This window comes from Pseudomonas sp. ICMP 3272, assembly GCF_001466905.1.
Lineage (GTDB): Bacteria > Pseudomonadota > Gammaproteobacteria > Pseudomonadales > Pseudomonadaceae > Aquipseudomonas > Aquipseudomonas amygdali.
In genome coordinates, this window is the sequence record NZ_LKEK01000013.1 from 54,623 (window position 1) to 71,062 (window position 16,440).

The 16,440-nt window shown below is 57.6% G+C and carries 12 protein-coding genes; 10 read left to right on the forward strand and 2 right to left on the reverse strand.

The features are described 5' to 3' along the window. Nucleotides 1–3 precede the first annotated feature (3 nt). Nucleotides 4–744: a carbon-nitrogen hydrolase family protein gene (locus tag AO068_RS02595; RefSeq protein WP_058407574.1), complete on the reverse strand. Its 741-nt coding sequence runs from the start codon at nt 742–744 to the stop codon at nt 4–6. A 162-nt stretch (nt 745–906) separates the two neighbouring features. On the opposite strand from AO068_RS02595, the gene AO068_RS02600 reads away from it, so the two are divergent. The 3 genes from AO068_RS02600 to AO068_RS02610 all read left to right on the forward strand — a co-directional run bounded on the left by AO068_RS02600 (nt 907) and on the right by AO068_RS02610 (nt 5,312). Further along, the gene (locus AO068_RS02600) at nt 907–2,208 is read left to right on the forward strand and encodes an Nramp family divalent metal transporter (protein WP_058400245.1); all 1,302 of its coding nucleotides are present in this window, start codon (nt 907–909) and stop codon (nt 2,206–2,208) included. 225 nt (nt 2,209–2,433) lie between these two features. Next, a complete protein-coding gene (locus tag AO068_RS02605) occupies nt 2,434–4,545 on the forward strand; it encodes a TonB-dependent siderophore receptor (RefSeq protein WP_058407575.1) in 2,112 nt (703 codons plus the stop codon). Between the two features lie 38 nt (nt 4,546–4,583). Continuing rightward, complete coding sequence (locus AO068_RS02610) at nt 4,584–5,312, forward strand: DUF4198 domain-containing protein (protein WP_058407576.1); 729 nt, start codon at nt 4,584–4,586, stop codon at nt 5,310–5,312. 27 nt (nt 5,313–5,339) lie between these two features. Here AO068_RS02610 and AO068_RS26405 read toward each other — a convergent pair whose 3' ends face one another. Continuing rightward, nucleotides 5,340–5,558 (reverse strand): winged helix-turn-helix transcriptional regulator, encoded by a 219-nt coding sequence (locus AO068_RS26405; RefSeq protein ID WP_080394833.1) that lies wholly within the window; start codon nt 5,556–5,558, stop codon nt 5,340–5,342. 407 nt (nt 5,559–5,965) lie between these two features. Here AO068_RS26405 and AO068_RS02615 point away from each other — a divergent pair, with 407 nt between their 5' ends. The 7 genes from AO068_RS02615 to AO068_RS02645 all read left to right on the forward strand — a co-directional run bounded on the left by AO068_RS02615 (nt 5,966) and on the right by AO068_RS02645 (nt 16,108). After that, nucleotides 5,966–8,812 carry an RHS repeat-associated core domain-containing protein gene (locus AO068_RS02615; protein WP_058407577.1) on the forward strand — a complete coding sequence of 949 codons (2,847 nt, stop codon included), beginning with the start codon at nt 5,966–5,968 and terminating at the stop codon, nt 8,810–8,812. A 509-nt stretch (nt 8,813–9,321) separates the two neighbouring features. Next, nucleotides 9,322–10,188, forward strand: coding sequence for a formyltetrahydrofolate deformylase (gene purU, locus AO068_RS02620; protein WP_058407578.1), 867 nt, complete (start codon nt 9,322–9,324; stop codon nt 10,186–10,188). Next, entirely contained in the window at nt 10,185–11,087 is a 903-nt protein-coding gene (folD, locus tag AO068_RS02625; protein ID WP_058407579.1) for a bifunctional methylenetetrahydrofolate dehydrogenase/methenyltetrahydrofolate cyclohydrolase FolD, read from the forward strand. Before purU ends, folD begins: the two co-directional genes overlap by 4 nt. Continuing rightward, complete coding sequence (locus AO068_RS02630) at nt 11,069–12,310, forward strand: FAD-dependent oxidoreductase (protein ID WP_058407580.1); 1,242 nt, start codon at nt 11,069–11,071, stop codon at nt 12,308–12,310. The genes folD and AO068_RS02630 overlap by 19 nt, the downstream gene beginning before the upstream one ends. A gap of 13 nt (nt 12,311–12,323) precedes the next feature. Next, the gene (locus AO068_RS02635) at nt 12,324–12,629 is read left to right on the forward strand and encodes a sarcosine oxidase subunit delta (protein ID WP_058400239.1); all 306 of its coding nucleotides are present in this window, start codon (nt 12,324–12,326) and stop codon (nt 12,627–12,629) included. Then, nucleotides 12,626–15,532 carry a 2Fe-2S iron-sulfur cluster-binding protein gene (locus AO068_RS02640; RefSeq protein WP_058407581.1) on the forward strand — a complete coding sequence of 969 codons (2,907 nt, stop codon included), beginning with the start codon at nt 12,626–12,628 and terminating at the stop codon, nt 15,530–15,532. The genes AO068_RS02635 and AO068_RS02640 overlap by 4 nt, the downstream gene beginning before the upstream one ends. A gap of 3 nt (nt 15,533–15,535) precedes the next feature. Next, the gene (locus AO068_RS02645; protein WP_002553900.1) at nt 15,536–16,108 is read left to right on the forward strand and encodes a sarcosine oxidase subunit gamma; all 573 of its coding nucleotides are present in this window, start codon (nt 15,536–15,538) and stop codon (nt 16,106–16,108) included. The last annotated feature ends 332 nt before the right edge of the window (nt 16,109–16,440 follow it).

Consider the following 16,440-nt stretch of genomic DNA (forward strand, 5'->3'; position numbering starts at 1 on the left):
TGTTTACGCCACCCGAACCTGCCAGCCTTCGCGCTGGCAGGTCACAATAACCAGCCCGCTTCCTGCGCCCTGCATCCCGCCTATCCAGCGCCCTGCCCCGTCCCATAGACCGCTGCGGCCTGCCGACTCCCAGCCGCCAGTCGGTGCACCGTGATTAGCCACCAGCACTGGTAGGTTATGACGTCGGGCATGCCCCGCGAGCAGCTCTGCATCCTGTGCATAGCCACCTGGCGAAATAAGCACGCTCGCTGCATACACCCAGGCGCCACCTTCCGCCATACGCTGCACATGCGCAAGCTGAGTGAAATCAGCACACACGCACAGGCCAATCCGTTGCTGATCAATGGACAGATAGCAGTCCTTGTCTCCAGCACTGAACGCTTTGTCCTCACCGGGATGCAGGTATTGTTTGGCATAGGTAATGACGTCGCCGTCGGCGGTGAAGGTCAGCGCGCCGATCAGGATGCTGTCATTTGCTCCTCTGAGCGGTACGCCAATGGTGGTCACTAGGCGCAGCTTCATGGCCAACGCCTTAATCGGCTCAAGACGGGGGTCGTCCGCATGCACCGCCAGCTCTCGGGCCAGATCGGGTTCATAGCCTGTCAATGAGAGCTCGGGAAACAGCAGGTAACTGGCCCCAAGGTCAGCCGCGCGGTGCATGAAAGCGAGGTGTCCGGCGAGGTTCTGTTCGATATCTCCCCTTGCAGAGCAGAACTGAGCAACAGCGAGTATCGGAAACTTCATGGACTCTCCTGAGAACACAGTGGTGACAAGGGGAACATTATCTAACATGCGATGCCCGGTTCACACCTGGTTACATTTTCAACCACCACCAACGTTGTACGACGTCTTATCTTACTTGGCAGTGAATGACATCTCATTACAATAAAAACGGAGATTCAATGCATGCCTCATACCCCGTCTCTCAAAGAAACAGCTATACCCGCCAGCGAACCTCGCCTCAAAAAACTCGCCAAACTGCTGGGCCCCGGCATTATCGCGGTGCTGTCCTGGCTGGGCGCGGGTGATCTGATCACATCGTCGGTGGCAGGTGCCAGTTATGGCTACGCGATGATGTGGGTGCTGGCGATTTCGCTGTTGCTCAGGTTCCTGATCGTCAACATCATTGCCCGCTTCCAGCTCTGCAATAACCAGGGCATGACCATCCTGCAGGGCTATGCGCAACTGCATCCGCTGTTTGCCTGGTTCATGCTGGGCTATGCGTTGTTGATGGGCCATCTGATCAACGCTTACATGATCAAGGGTGCCGGTGAAGCGCTTGCCATGTTGCTGCACATCAATCAGCCGTTGCTCTGCTCGGTTGCGGTAGTGATCGCTGTATGGCTGCTGGTGGGACGCAATATCTACACGATGATCGAAGGCGTCATGAAGGTGTTGCTGGCAATCATGACCCTGGCGTTTCTTACCCTGGCAATCATGTCCGGTCCGGACGTCAGCGGCATCATCAAGGGCACTATCGGTTTCAGCATTCCGCCCGATGAAGGCGTGCACGGGGCGCTGCTGGTGGCTGTCTCTGTGATCGGTGCCGTAGCAGGCTCTATCGCCAACTTCGTCCACCCTTACGTGATGCGTGAAAAAGGCTGGACCGGCCCCGAGCACAAACGCATCCAGCGCAACGACCTGCTGTTCGCCGTGATCGTCGGCATTATCATCAACCTGGCCATCTGGGTTGTAGGCGTCGAAATTCTCCGGCCCAACGGTATTCAGGTGAATACGCTGGCTGATCTGGGCAAGGCGCTGGAGATATTCTTCGGCCCGCTGGGCTGGTACATCTTCTTCATCGGCGTGTTCGCCACGCTGTTTGCCAGTATTTCCGGCAAGACCACCGCCTTCCCGATGCTGATCACCGATGCCTTCCAGCACATTCGCCCGAAGCGCCGCGAACGCTACGGCAAGGTGTTCCACAACGACCCAATGCACAAATGGTTCATGCTGTTCATCCTGGTCACCCCGCTGATCTGGTCGCTGCCCGGCATGCCGGACTTCGTGACCCTGACGCTGGGCGTCAACGCACTGAATATCGTGGGCCTGCCGGTCATCTCGCTGGGGCTGCTGATCATGTCCAATCAGAAGTCGCTGTTGAGCAAGGAATACCGCAACAACTGGTTCGAGAACATTGCGCTGACCTTTGCGACCGGACTGGCCTTGTGGGTGGCGTTTCAGCTGGGGACAGAGTTGCTTGCCTGAGCAGATAGAACGCTGCATGTGCGCTGAATAAACCGTCCGCGAGTCCATTTCCGTCCATGGAAATGGACTCGGTTTCAGTGATTGAATCTTCCCCCTGCCTCAAACCCTACCCTCACGCGTCAGGCTCCTGCTGATGGATACAACTGTCGCATCCTGCCAAAAACAAACAGAAATAATTCTCAAAGGAGATGTTATATTGTATCTATTATCATCAGGAAGTCTCACATGTCGTCTCGTAGAATCGCGTCTCTGGCAGGCTTGGCAATCGGGGTTTTTGGCAATACCGGCTATGCGGAGGAACATCCGCAAACCATTGAACTGGAAAGCGTCAACGTAACCTCCGACTATCAGTACGAGACAGCCACCAGTCCGGTTCAGGGCTATCGCGCTACGCGTTCGGCCACCGCCACCAAAACCGATACCGCCATTCAGGACATCCCGCAGTCGATCAGCGTAGTGCCCGCTTCGGTGCTCAAGGACCTGGGCAGTAACAGTGTCGAGCGCGCGCTTGAGTTTGCCGGGGGCGTGTCGAAACAAAACAACTTCGGTGGCCTGACGCTCTACGAATACAGCATCCGCGGCTTCACTACCTCCGAATTCTACAAGGACGGCTTCAGCGCCAACCGCGGCTACCCTGCCACACCGGATGCCGCCAACATCGAGCGTATCGAAGTGCTTAAAGGTCCCGCCGCCAGTCTGTATGGCCGTGGCGATCCTGGCGGGACGGTCAACATTGTCACTAAAAAACCCCAGCGTGAAGCCTTCACCACCCTGCAGACCAGCGCGGGTAGCTGGGATCGCTATCGCACCGCACTGGACGTCAACACACCGCTGGATGAGGAAGGCAGGCTGCTGTCGCGTGTCAATCTGGCCGTCGAAGACAACAACAGCTTTCGTGACCATGTCGAAAGCAAGCGGGTCTTCGTCGCCCCCTCATTCAGTTGGCAGTTGAACCCCGACACCAGTCTGTTGGTGGAAACCGAGTTCGTGCGGCAGACATCGACTTTTGACCGGGGCGTGGTCGCACCCAACAATAAATGGAGTGGCGTGTCCCGTTCGACCTTCCTCGGTGAACCGGATGACGACATCGACAATGACAACAACATGGTTCAGTTTGCCCTCGACCATCAACTCAGTGATGTGTGGTCGCTGCGCCTGGCCAGCCACTACAAGCAAGGCGAAATGTCAGGGTTTGCCAGCGAGGCGCGCCCATTGAATGCCGACGGCCGCACCGTCAACCGTCGTTACCGCGAACGCGACAACAACTGGCACGACAGCATCACCCAGCTGGAATTGCGCGGTCATTTCGACGCGATCGGTCTGGAGCACGAAGTGCTGATCGGCACCGAATACGAGAATTACCGCAAGAACGAGCGTGTGACTACCATTGCAGGCAGCCCATACGCCATCGACATCTACAAGCCGGTGTATGGCCAGCCGAAACCCAATGGCGCGCGTTCCGGCACTGATTTCTACGAGCACATTGAAAGCCGTGCGCTGAACCTGCAGGACCAGATTGTCTTTACCGACAAGCTGCGCGGGATGATCGGCGCGCGCTACGAACACTTCGATCAACAGATCAATGACTTCACCACCAATGCCACCTCCGGGCAGCGTCACGACGCGTTCACCCAGCGCGCCGGGCTGCTTTATCAGCTCACACCGCAGGTTGGCCTGTTCGCCAACGCATCCACCTCGTTCAAGCCGAACAATGGTCTGGACGCCGCCGGCAAAACCTTCGACCCGGAAGAAGGCATCGGTTATGAGGCCGGGATCAAGAGCGAACTGTTCGACAACCGCCTGAGCACCACCCTCGCCGCCTTCCACATAGAAAAGGAAAACGTTCTGGCCCTGGACCCGGGCACCGACACCAATCGCGCCGTGGGCAAGGCCCGCAGCCAGGGTTTCGACCTGCAATTCACCGGACAAATCACTGACGCGGTGCGGATCATCGGAGCATTCGCCTACATTGATGCCGAAGTCACCAAGGGCGACCGGACCATCCCGGCAGGCAGTCGCATCCTCGGGGTCGCCAAACACAGTGGCAGCCTGTTGAGCGTCTATGAATTTCAGGAAGGCGTATTGCGCGGTTCGGACGTGGGCGCGGCATATACCTACGTCGGCGATCGCTCCGGCCAGTCCGGCACCGACTTCGAGCTGCCGGCCTACCAGACCGTCGACCTGCTGGCTCACTATAAAGCCAGCGAGAACGTGACAGTGGGCTTGAACCTCAACAACATTTTCGATGAAAAATACTACGAGCGCTCCTACAGCAATTACTGGGTCGCGCCCGGCGAACCGCGTAACTTTACGGTCAGCCTGACACTCGGCCTCTGACTCCTGTAACCCTCGCTTCACAACAATAAGGATGCACCATGCTGTCAACAAAACCTTTCGTGGCCCTGGGCCTGCTCGGCGCATTGTTCGCCAGTCAAGTGAACGCACACGGCCTGTGGACCGAACAGCGGCGCGGCAATATCGAGGTGGTCTACGGTCATGGCGCGGAAGACAACGCGTTCAAAGCGCAAAAAGTCAGCGGCGCATGGGCGTATGACCAGCAGGGCAAAATGATCCCGGTGACGGTACAACGCCTTGAGGATCACGCGCGACTGGTGCCGCTCAAGCCGCCCGCCGTGATGACGGTGGCGCTGGATAACGGCATGTGGACACGCAACGCCGAGAAAAAGTGGATCAACGAAGGCCGTAGCAAAGTGCCCAATGGCACCGACTCGATTCATACCTTCAAATACAGCGTGGCAATCTACGCAGAAGACGCGCACCTGCCCTCGTTCAGCAAATTGAATTTTGTGATCGTGCCACAGGCTGATCCATTGAAGGTCGGGGTTGGCAAACCCTTACCGGTAAGCGTACTGATCGACGGCAAACCCGCTGTCGGTATCAAACTGATCGGCGATTACCGCAGCGCACCGGATGTCGTCAGCGCCGAAACCGACGCCCAGGGCCTGGCCAGCGTCATCGTGCGCAACGAAGGGCTGAATATCATCGCTGCCGAGGTCACGCTACCCGTCAAGGACAACGCCGACATCGCCGAACGCGGCTTGTTTACCTCGCTGACGTTTGTCGGTGAGGCGCATCACGACTGATGACGCGCAGTAGCAAATTGCTTCTATTCAGGTACGCAAGGTATCTTCGGCCGACGTTGCCGAAGAACCTTGCTGGTCAAACTTTGCGCGTACCTGCTCGTGCTCGCCCTTGCAGAAAAGCACCTCCAGTTGCGGCTTCAATGAGTGGCCGAGTTTGGTCAGTTCATAGTCAACGCGTGGTGGTGCGGTTGGGGATACCGTGCGAGATGAAGCCTCACAGCGCCGCGGCCATATAGCGACGCGCAATAACGATAGTGCCCTTGCTTAACAAACGAGCCTTTTTAATCCCGTCAAAAGAGACGAGTGACCTCGCCAACGCCATATTAGCTGATACGCTAACCAAGGTATGCGACATCCGGCCATCTCATTGACTCGCTTGCGTACCGTCACTAAGACGGCTCAAGCCGGACGTAAAGCGTGCGCAACTTTTCATTAAGTTCGAGCTTATGCGCTCAGGCAGAAGCTGAAACTAACGATGCTGTCTATACGTGCGTAAATCCCTATCGGCAAACGCTTATAAAGCCTCTATTTATGACACACGCTAAAATTGGCCTTACCCCACGATGCGGCTCATAACCTGATCCTTTTGCTGTTCCCTGCTTCAAGACGCTTCAATTAATTAATGCATCCCTGATTGACAGTGAAAATGACTTATGACGGCTTCCCTGCACCAATACACGCCTTCTCTAGCAGTCATTGATCCGCGCAGCCTGGCTGTGCGTAACATTGCTTACTATCGACGGGATGCCAAGGAGGTTATCGTTGCGCGAGTCCAGCGCCATGTGTTCAATACCTATGGTCATTTAAGCCAACAGTGGGACCCGCGTTTGCTTGATTCGGGTGAGATTGAAATTCAACCCACCCAAACCGCGCGTTATAGCCTTAGTGGGCAAGCGTTGCAAACGGAGAGCGTCGATGCGGGTTGGCGGGTTGCCTGCCATGACGCTGCGGGGGTGTTGTATGAAAGCTGGGACGGGCGCGGTACCTGCCTGCGTTATGCCTACGATGAACTTATGCGCCCTGTCAGCGTGTTTGAGCAAGTCTCTTGGGATGCCCCGCTGCTTTGTGTAGAGCGTTTTACCTATGCGGGATCCGGCGAGGAAGACGCCCATAACAACCGTTGTGGCCAACTGATTCGCCATGATGATCAGGCGGGCAGTTTATCGCGTGAGCATTTTGGCGTATTGGCCCAGCCGCTCACCGAAGTCCGCCGCTTCTGCAAATCGCTGGCGGCCCCGATCTGGCCTGAGTCAGCAGATGATTTAGAAATCGACACCTACGCCACCTGCTGGCGTCACGATGCCTTAGGCGCTGTCATCGAGCAAAAGGATGCCCTCGATCACGTACAGCGTTTCGAGGTCAATGTCACAGGCGGGGCCCGTGCTTCCTGGCTTGACGGCACGGTGTTACTCAAACGCGCCACTTACAATGCTTTCGGCGACGTAGAGATCGAACAGGCAGGCAATGATGTGATCACGACGGCTTATTACTCGCCAGTGAGCGGCGTGCTGTGCAGCCTCAAGGCCGAAAGTCCAAGTGGCAAAATGCTGCAGGACTTGCATTACCAGTACGACCCGGTGGGTAATATCGAGCAAGTTGAAGACCTCGCGCAGCCGGTACAGTGGGATACTCAGCAGCGTATCCAGGCGGTGAGTACGTATACCTACGACACGCTCTATCAATTGATCAGCGCGACGGGGCGGGAAAGTGCCACTTACACCATCGGCCCGGACCTGCCAGGGCTGAAAGTCTTTGGCGCAGCGGATGACAGCCGTTGGCGCAATTACCGCCAAACCTATAGCTATGACAGCGGTGGCAACCTGACCCGGCTCAGGCACAACGCCGGAGTGCGCAACACCTATACGCGCGAAATGGTAGTCGACCCACGCAGCAACCGCAGTGTGTACAAGGACGGTTCACCTATAGATTTCGCCAAAGCATTTGATGCCAACGGTAACCAACAGAACTTGTCACCGGGTCAGGTCATGCAGTGGGATACCCGCAACCACTTGCGCAACGTCACCCAGGTACAGCGCGATGCGCCGGATGGCCAGGACGATGATGTCGAAACCTATGTCTATGACGGCGGCGGCCAGCGAGTGCGCAAAGTGCGCCGCGCCAAAACCCTTGGCACAGAGCAGGTGAGCGAAGTGCGTTACCTCCCAGGGCTTGAGATTCGCACACGTACATCAGGTGAAACGTTACATGCCGTCATTGCCCAGGCAGGACGTAATAGTGTGCACTGGTTGCATTGGGAAAACGGGTTACGTAAAGGCATTGATAACGACCAAGTGCGTTACAGCCTCAGCGATTCTGTGGGCAGCCATACACTGGAACTGAATCAACAGGCCGAATTAATCAGTCAGGAAAGCTATTATCCTTACGGCGGTACGGCATGGTGGGCTGCGAAAAATGCAATCGAAGCGACCTACAAAACGGTCCGTTACTCGGGTAAAGAGCGGGACGCGACGGGCTTGTATTACTACGGGTTCAGGTATTATGCGCCGTGGCTGCAGAGGTGGATCAGCCCTGATCCTGCAGGAGATGCTGACGGACTGAACCGGTACAGGATGGTGCGCAATAATCCCGTTACCTACCATGACACTGACGGTCTCATAGCGACAAGAACGCATTTTGATGAAAAAGATATTGAAGGATTCAGTTCAGTTTTTCAGAGTATAAAAGAAGGGCTTTCTGCAGCGGGCCTGTCGGCGGAAGAAACAGTATTTGTCATGGTTGGCCGTTCACCGCAAGCCTTGGGAGAATATATCAGCGCCTCGGGCTTCGACACCGCACTGTTGCAGGTGTCAGGGTTAGGTAACATGAAAAAAATGCCGGAAATCAGCGAACTCGGCGAGGTGGAAAGGACTAACAGGAATAACTACCTGGATGGGAGTCTCGGAGAAGCGTTTTCTCAGCATAAAAATGCGGTACTGCTGGACTACTCGGTGACGGGAAGCAGCATTATGGAAACGCACAAGATGCTCACGCAACATTTTGGCAGCGAACGCACAACGATCAAAATGGCGACTATATCCAGGTTTTTAAACGACGATGATCTTAGCGCTAGTGAAGCGGCGAGCTTTCATCATCCCGACAACCTCTTATATGACACACCCCGTGGAAAAGCACGTCTTGACTATAAAAACAGAGGGGTTATGCGACTGATAAAAATCTTGCATAACGAGATTGACAAGGGCTTAAGCTACACCGAAAAATTCCACTTCACAAACATCGACTCGGGCGAAACAGCCGGCATCCTGGAAGACAAAAAATCCAGACTCAATGGCATGATGACAAGTGCAATACATCAGCACAAGGCTATAAGCTATACCGATATCAAAGACCGTAACAGAAGAAGATTTACACCCATGGTAAAAAACATGCACCCCCACTATTCGAGCCCAGATGATTACATAGCTTCTTACAACTTCAAAAGGACCTACACCGGGTCGTTTTTACATGGCATAAAAAAAGCAGTTACGGGGTACCGCTCCTAGGTTCTGTACATGAACTCGGTGGGCGAAGGCAAGGCAAGCAGGCGAGGAACGGTCGGCGTAGCGTTCGACGCTATGGGTTGTGGATGAGCATTACGATCGGACTCGCGCACGAGCCTGCTTTTAACTCAGCGTCACCGAGCGCTGCCGCTTCCTCAGCGAATGGCCAGCGCCGATCTCGCAGAGCGTGGCTTGTTTACCTCGCTGACCTTTGTAGGCGTTGCGCATCACAAATGACCTCCCTATTCCTGCTGGTGCACGCCTGCCTCAAGCGTTTTCTGTCTGATGGCAAGCGAAACCAGGACCCCAGCCCTCACTGCTCCACCCATCCACATTCCCTCGAGTAAACAAAGTTTCCAGAAACCTCTGGACGCTGCTTTTCCTTTCGCCTATAAAACAGCCTTCAAGAATATTAAATTCCTGTAGAGAATTTTATTCGCCACTCAGAAAACCTCTGTATCTGACTTTTTGCCCCCTTTGCCGAGCTGCCGCCCTATTCCAGAGGACAAGCCATGCAACACGAGAAGAACCATTTCATCCTGAAGATCAGCTGCCCGGCGACCTCCGGCATTGTCGCGGCAGTGGCTTCCTGCCTGGCTGGCAACGGCTGCTATATCGGTGAAATGGCCCAGTTCGACGACGAGTACAGCGGCACCTTTTTCATGCGTGCAGTGTTTCGTTTCAACGATGGTCACGACGGCGACATCCAGCAGCTGAAAACCGGTTTCGATGTGGTGGCCAAAGACTTCGCCATGCAGTGGGAACTGCATGACACATGTCGCCCGATGCGCGTGTTGTTGATGGTCAGCAAGTTCGATCACTGCCTGACGGACCTGCTGTACCGCTACCACAAGGGGGAAATGGACATGACCATCACCGCCATTGTGTCCAACCACCTGGATTTGCGGCCGATGGCCGAGCGGGAAGGCATTCGTTTCATTTACCTGCCTGTGAGTAAAGAAACCAAGGCGGCGCAGGAAGCTGCGCTGATGAAGGTGGTCGACGAAACCGGCACCGAACTGGTGGTGCTGGCGCGCTACATGCAGATTCTCTCCGACGACCTGTGCAAGCAACTGGCGGGGCGGGCCATCAACATTCATCACTCGTTTCTGCCGGGTTTCAAGGGTGCCAAGCCGTATCACCAGGCTTATGAGCGCGGCGTGAAACTGATCGGCGCCACTGCGCATTACGTCACCAGCGACCTGGACGAAGGCCCGATCATCGAGCAGGAAGTGCAGCGTGTCGATCACGTCTACCTGCCTGAAGACCTGGTCGCAGCAGGCCGTAACAACGAAACCATCGCGCTGTCTCGGGCAGTCAAGTACCACCTTGAGCATCGGGTGTTTCTCAACACTGACCGAACGGTGATCTTCCGATGAGCGCTCGCATCATCGATGGCAAGGCCGCCGCCGCTCGTGTTCTGGAACAGGTCAGAAACGACGTGAAAACCTTGAAAGCCGACGGCATCGAACCGGCACTGGCGGTCATTCTGGTCGGTAACGACCCGGCCAGTGAGGTGTATGTGCGCAACAAGATCCTGCGCGCCGAGGAAGCGGGCATTCGTTCGCTGGAGCACCGCCTGCCTGCCAAGAGTAGCCAGCAACAGGTGCTGGCGCTGATTGCCGAACTGAACGCCGATGACTCGGTAAACGGCATCCTGCTGCAACTGCCACTGCCGCCGCACATTGAAGAAGCCCGCGCCTTGCAGGCCATTGGCCCGGGCAAGGACGTCGATGGCTTTCACAGTGAAAACGTCGGTGGTCTCAGCCAGGGACGCAGCGTACTGACGCCCTGCACGCCCAGCGGCTGCATGCACTTGCTTGAAGAGACCTGCAGCGATCTGAGCGGCAAACATGCGGTGGTTATCGGTCGCTCCAATATCGTCGGCAAACCGATGGCCGCCCTGCTGTTGCAAGCGCATTGCTCGGTGACAGTGGTGCATTCGCGCAGTGCCGATGCCAAGGCCTTGTGCCAACTGGCAGACATCGTCGTCGCAGCAGTGGGTCGTCCGCGCATGATCGACGCCAGTTGGCTCAAGCCCGGCGCAGTGGTGATCGATGTCGGCATCAACCGCATCGAGGATCAAGGCCGCAGCCGCCTGGTGGGCGATGTCGATTTCGACAACGCCCTGAGCGTGGCTTCTGCCATCACACCGGTACCCGGTGGCGTCGGGCCGATGACCATCGCCTTTCTGATGAAAAACACAGTGACTGCTGCCAGGCAGCAAGCCCTCGCACAGCGCAGCCAATCGGAGGCCGTATGCCTTTCAACCTGTTGAAATACGGGCTCAGCCCGGAGTATCCGGTCGAGGTGGATCTGCCTGCGCCCAAGGAACTCAAGCCTTCCTACGACGTGGTGATCATCGGCGGCGGTGGTCATGGGCTGGCGACCGCGTACTACCTGTCGAAATACCACGGCATCACCAATATAGCCGTGCTGGAAAAAGGCTATCTGGGCGGCGGCAACACGGCGCGCAACACTGCGGTTATCCGCTCCAACTACCTGACCAGTGAAGGCGTGAAGTTCTATGCCGAGTCGGTGAAGATGTTTCAGGGCCTGTCCAACGAGTTCGACTTCAACATCATGTATTCCGAGCGCGGCCAGCTGACCCTTGCGCATACCGACGCCACCGTACGCTCGTTCCGTCAGCGCGCCGAGGTCAACAAGCATTTCGGCGGCCGCACCGAAATGATCGACCGCCAGCAGATCCGCGAACTGGTGCCGAGCCTCAATCTGGACCCCGGCCATCTGCCGGTGCTCGCCGGCCTGTGGCATATCGACGGTGGCACTGCACGCCACGACGCTGTGGCCTGGGGCTATGCCAAACAGGCGGCCAAGCGCGGCGTCGAGATTCATCAACTGACCGAAGTGCAAGAACTGGTGATCGAGAATGGCGCCATCACCGCAGTGAAAACCAATCGCGGCACTATCCAGTGCGGTTGCGCCGTGCAGGCAGTCGCGGGCATGAGTTCGCAGATGATGAAAAAGGCCGGAATTCGCTCACCGATACAGACTTTCCCGCTGCAAGCGATGGTCACTCAACCGTTCAAGCCGTTCCTCGACCCGTTGGTGAGTTCGTCCGCCCTGCACTGCTATGTCCAGCAGACCAGCCGTGGCGAGGTGGTGTTTGGCGGCGGCTCGGACCCGTATCCGCTGTTCAACACGCGCTCGACGCTGGACCTCAAGGAAAGCCTGCTGGCCCACGCCATCGAGATGTTTCCGTTTCTGGCCAACGCCAAATTGATGCGTCAGTGGGCCGGAATCACCGACATGACCCCGGACTACAGCCCGATCATGGGCCTCTCGCCGGTCAGGAATTATTACCTGGACGCAGGCTGGGGCACCTGGGGCTTCAAGGCAACGCCAATCTGCGGCAAGACCATGGCCGAACTGGTGGCCAGTGGCGGCAAGGTGCCCGAGTTGATCAGGCCATTCGCGCTGGACCGCTTCTCGACCTTCCAGCAAGTCAACGAAATGGGCGCGACGGCGGCCAGCCACTGACGGAGAGCGACACATGAAAATCATGACCTGCCCGCTCAACGGGCCGCGCAACATCAGCGAATTCACCTACGGCGGCGAATTCAAGCACATGCCTGACCCGCAGACCTGCAGCGATGCCGAATGGGCCGACTACGTGTTCAACAGCGAGGACACCCTGGGCGTGGTGCGCGAGTGGTGGATGCACAACCCTTCCAGCTACTGGTTTCTGGCTGAACGCCATACCGGCAGCGACGAGATCATTCGCACCTTCGACCCGAGGGAAATATTTACCGCACGTATCGACTTCGCTCCCCTCCCATCCAAGGAGATCGCAGGATGACCACCCCAGCCCGCCTGCCCGCGCCCATGGGCCTGCTGATCAATCGCAACCAGCCGCTCACCTTCAGCTTCGATGGCAAAACCTATCAGGGCCTGCAAGGCGACAGCATTGCCAGCGCACTGCTGGCCAACGGTCGCTTTCTGCTCTCGCGCTCGTTCAAATACCATCGCCCGCGCGGCCCGCTGAGCATGGCCGGACAGGACGCCAACAGCCTGATCCAGTTGCCACACGAGCCTAACGTGCTGGCTGACACTTTTGTCTTGCAGGATGGCTTGCAGGCAACCGGACAGAATTTCAGCGGCTCGCTGGACCACGACAGGGATGCCTGGCTGGGCAAGTTCTCGAAGTTCATGCCCGTGGGTTTCTACTACCGCTCGTTCTACAAGCCCAAAGGTATGTGGAAAGTCTGGGAGCCGATCATTCGCAAGAAAGCGGGCCTCGGCGTGCTGGATCTGGACTTTCAGCCTGAATACTACGACAAGGCCTACCTGTTCAATGATCTGGCGGTGATCGGCGCAGGGCCTGCCGGGTTGCAGGCGGCGCTGAAGGCAGCCAACGCCGGCGCCAGGGTGCTGTTGATCGAACAGCAGCCGATACTCGGTGGTTCGCTGACCTACGCGCGCTTCGATATTGACGGTCAGCGTGCCGGGCGACTGCGGCGCGAACTGGTCGACGCCGTGCAGGCACACGCCAATATTCAGGTCCTCACACAGGCCACTTGCAATGCCTGGTTCACCGACAACTACCTGCCAGTGATTCAGGGCAAGCGTCTGTACAAGGTACGCGCTACGCAATGCCTGGTGTGCAGTGGCTCGTTCGACCAGCCGGTTATTTTTCGCAACAATGATTTGCCCGGTGTGATGCTGACCAGCGCTGCGCAACGTCTGATCAGGCTATACGCAGTCAAGCCCGGCAAGCGCGCGGTGGTGCTGACCGGCAATGATGACGGTTACCTCGCTGCACTGGATTTGCACGATCAGGGTGTCGAAGTGGTCGCGGTCGCCGACATGCGCGCCAATCCGTCGGATCGGGCATTGCAGGTTGCGCTGGAGCAACGCGGCATCGTCTGCCACATGAGCACCACCGTGTATGAAGCACTGCACGAGAAAGGCATGCGTCACGTGAGCGGGGCCGAGCTGCGCAAGATCACCGGCCAGGGTCAGGTGGCGAACAAGGGTTTGAGTGTCGAGTGCGACCTGCTGTGCATGTCCGGCGGCTACATGCCGGCCTACCAGTTGCTGTGTCAGGCGGGCGGCAAGCTCGCCTATGATGATCGACTGGCCGAGTTCGCGATCAGCAGCCTGCCGCAGAACCTGGGCATCGCCGGTTCGGTCAACGGTTATCACGCGCTGGATAACGTGCTGGCCGATGCGACGAATGCCGCCACAGGGGTGCTCTCGGCGCTCGGCCTGGAATCGGCAGCCAACCCGGCCACGCTGCGCAGTGAAGCGCGGGTCAACTTCCCCTGGCCAATTTTTCCGCATCCAGAGGGCAAGGATTTTGTCGATTTCGACGAAGACTTGCAGGTGCGCGATATCGTCAATGCCACCCGCATCGGCTATCGCGACATCCAGTTGGTAAAGCGTTATTCCACCGTCGGAATGGGGCCGTCGCAAGGTCGTCACTCAGCGTTGCCAACCGCACGGCTGGTGGCTGCGTCGACCCAACGCAGCATCAGCGAAACCGGCGTGACCACTGCCCGCCCGCCCTTTGAGGCAGAGAAACTGGCACACGTGGCGGGCCGGGCTTTCGACCCCTACCGCCAGACGCCCATGCATCAACGGCATGTGCAGGCAGGCGCGAAGATGATGCCGGCCGGGATCTGGCAGCGCCCAGCGTTCTACGGCAAGCCGGCGCAACGCGATGCCTGCATGCAGCAAGAAGCACTGCATGTGCGCAACAAGGTCGGGATTATCGATGTGTCGACACTCGGTGGCCTGGACGTGCGCGGACCCGATGCCGCCGAGCTGCTCAACCGCATGTACACCTTTGCGTTCCTCAAGCAGCCGGTCGGGCGTTCACGCTATGCGCTGATGACCAACGAGCAAGGCGTGGTCATTGACGACGGCGTTTGTGCACGCTTTGCCGACCAGCACTTCTACGTCACCGCCACCACCAGCGGTGTGGATCGCATCTACCAACAGATGCTCAAGTGGAATGCCCAGTGGCGTCTGAATGTGGACATCACCAACGTTACAGCGGCCATTGCTGCGGTCAACGTGGCGGGCCCGGATTCGCGCAAGGTGCTGGAGCAAGTGTGTACCGACCTTGATCTGTCCGCCGAGGGATTCCCTTATCTTGGCGTGCGCCTGGGCACTGTTGCCGGTATCAAGGCGCGGCTGTTGCGGGTCGGTTTCGTCGGCGAACTGGGCTACGAGATCCATGTCCCCGCTCGTCACGCGCTCAGGCTCTGGGATGCACTTGTCGAGGCTGGCAAGGCCTTCGACATGCGTCCGTTCGGCGTCGAGACGCAACGTCTGTTACGTCTGGAAAAAGGCCACGTCATCATCAGCCAGGACACCGATGGCATGACCCATCCGGCCGAAATCGACATGGGCTGGGCGGTCAGCCGGAGCAAGCCGTTCTTCGTCGGCCGCCGCTCGGCGGATATCCTCGAAGCCCAGCCGCAGAAACGCAAGCTGGTGGGTTTCACCCTGCCCAAGGCCAGTCCGTTGCCGCTTGAAGGTCATCTGGTGCTCAAAGGCCCGGACATCAGTGGCAGCGTGACCTCCTGCGAATACTCGTCAACCCTGGGCATGATTATCGGCATGGCTTATGCCGCGTTCGACCAAAGCACACCCGGCCAGCAGATTCCGATTCGCGTCGAAGACGGCGTGGTGGTTCAGGCGACCGTCGTGAAACTGCCCTTCTTTGATCCTGAAAACCAGCGCCAGGAGCTCTGAACCATGAATAGCCTTATCCAGGACCGCCCGGTCAGAGCCGGCGCGCCCTCACTGTGCACACTGCAAGACCTGACCGATCTGCCGCGCGTGGGGTTTCGCGGTACGCAAAGCGCCGAATACCTGACAGCACGTGGTTTCAGTCTGCCCGACACGCCGAACCGCGCGGTTACTCAGGCCGACGGCAGCCATGTTGCACGTCTTTCGCAGACCGAATACCTGCTGCTCGGCAGCCCGCTTGATAAAGGCCAGCGCATAGCCGATGAGGAAGCCCGTTGGGAACTGGACCATAACGCCAACTACCTGCTGCCTCGCGAAGACAGCCATGCGTGGCTGCAACTGAGCGGCCCGTGCATCCCCGAGGTGATGGCTAAATTGTGCGGCGTAGACCTGCGTCCGTCAGCATTCGCAGTCGGCTCGGTGGCGCAGACCTCGGCAGCGCGAATCAATGTGATCGTGATCAATGTTGGCGCGCAGAGCGAACCCTGTTTTCAGATTCTCTTTGATCGGGCTTCACTGGCTTACTTCAAGGAAGCGATGCTGGATGCCATGACCGAGTTTGGAGGGCGCCTCTCATGAACAACGGGTTACTGCTTCAGTGAATAAAGGCCGTTTCGTGCTCATGAACGACAACAAGTGTCTGTTACCGCCAAGCCGCCTAAAGAATACTGGCATAAAGCCGTTGGACATTTGGTAGACCATAAGAGCGACCTTCGGCTCAACGCCTGGGGTCGCAGACTGCACCCATGCAGCACCCGACACTTGCGGCAGTAACGCGCCCCCCGGAGCTCAAATGAATATCAAACAGAAATTGACGTGGGCGTTCGCAGTCATTGCGTGTTTGCCCATATTAGTCGTCGCCGCCATCGTGATCGTGAATCTGCGTGACAAGGCGACCAGTGATTTCGTGG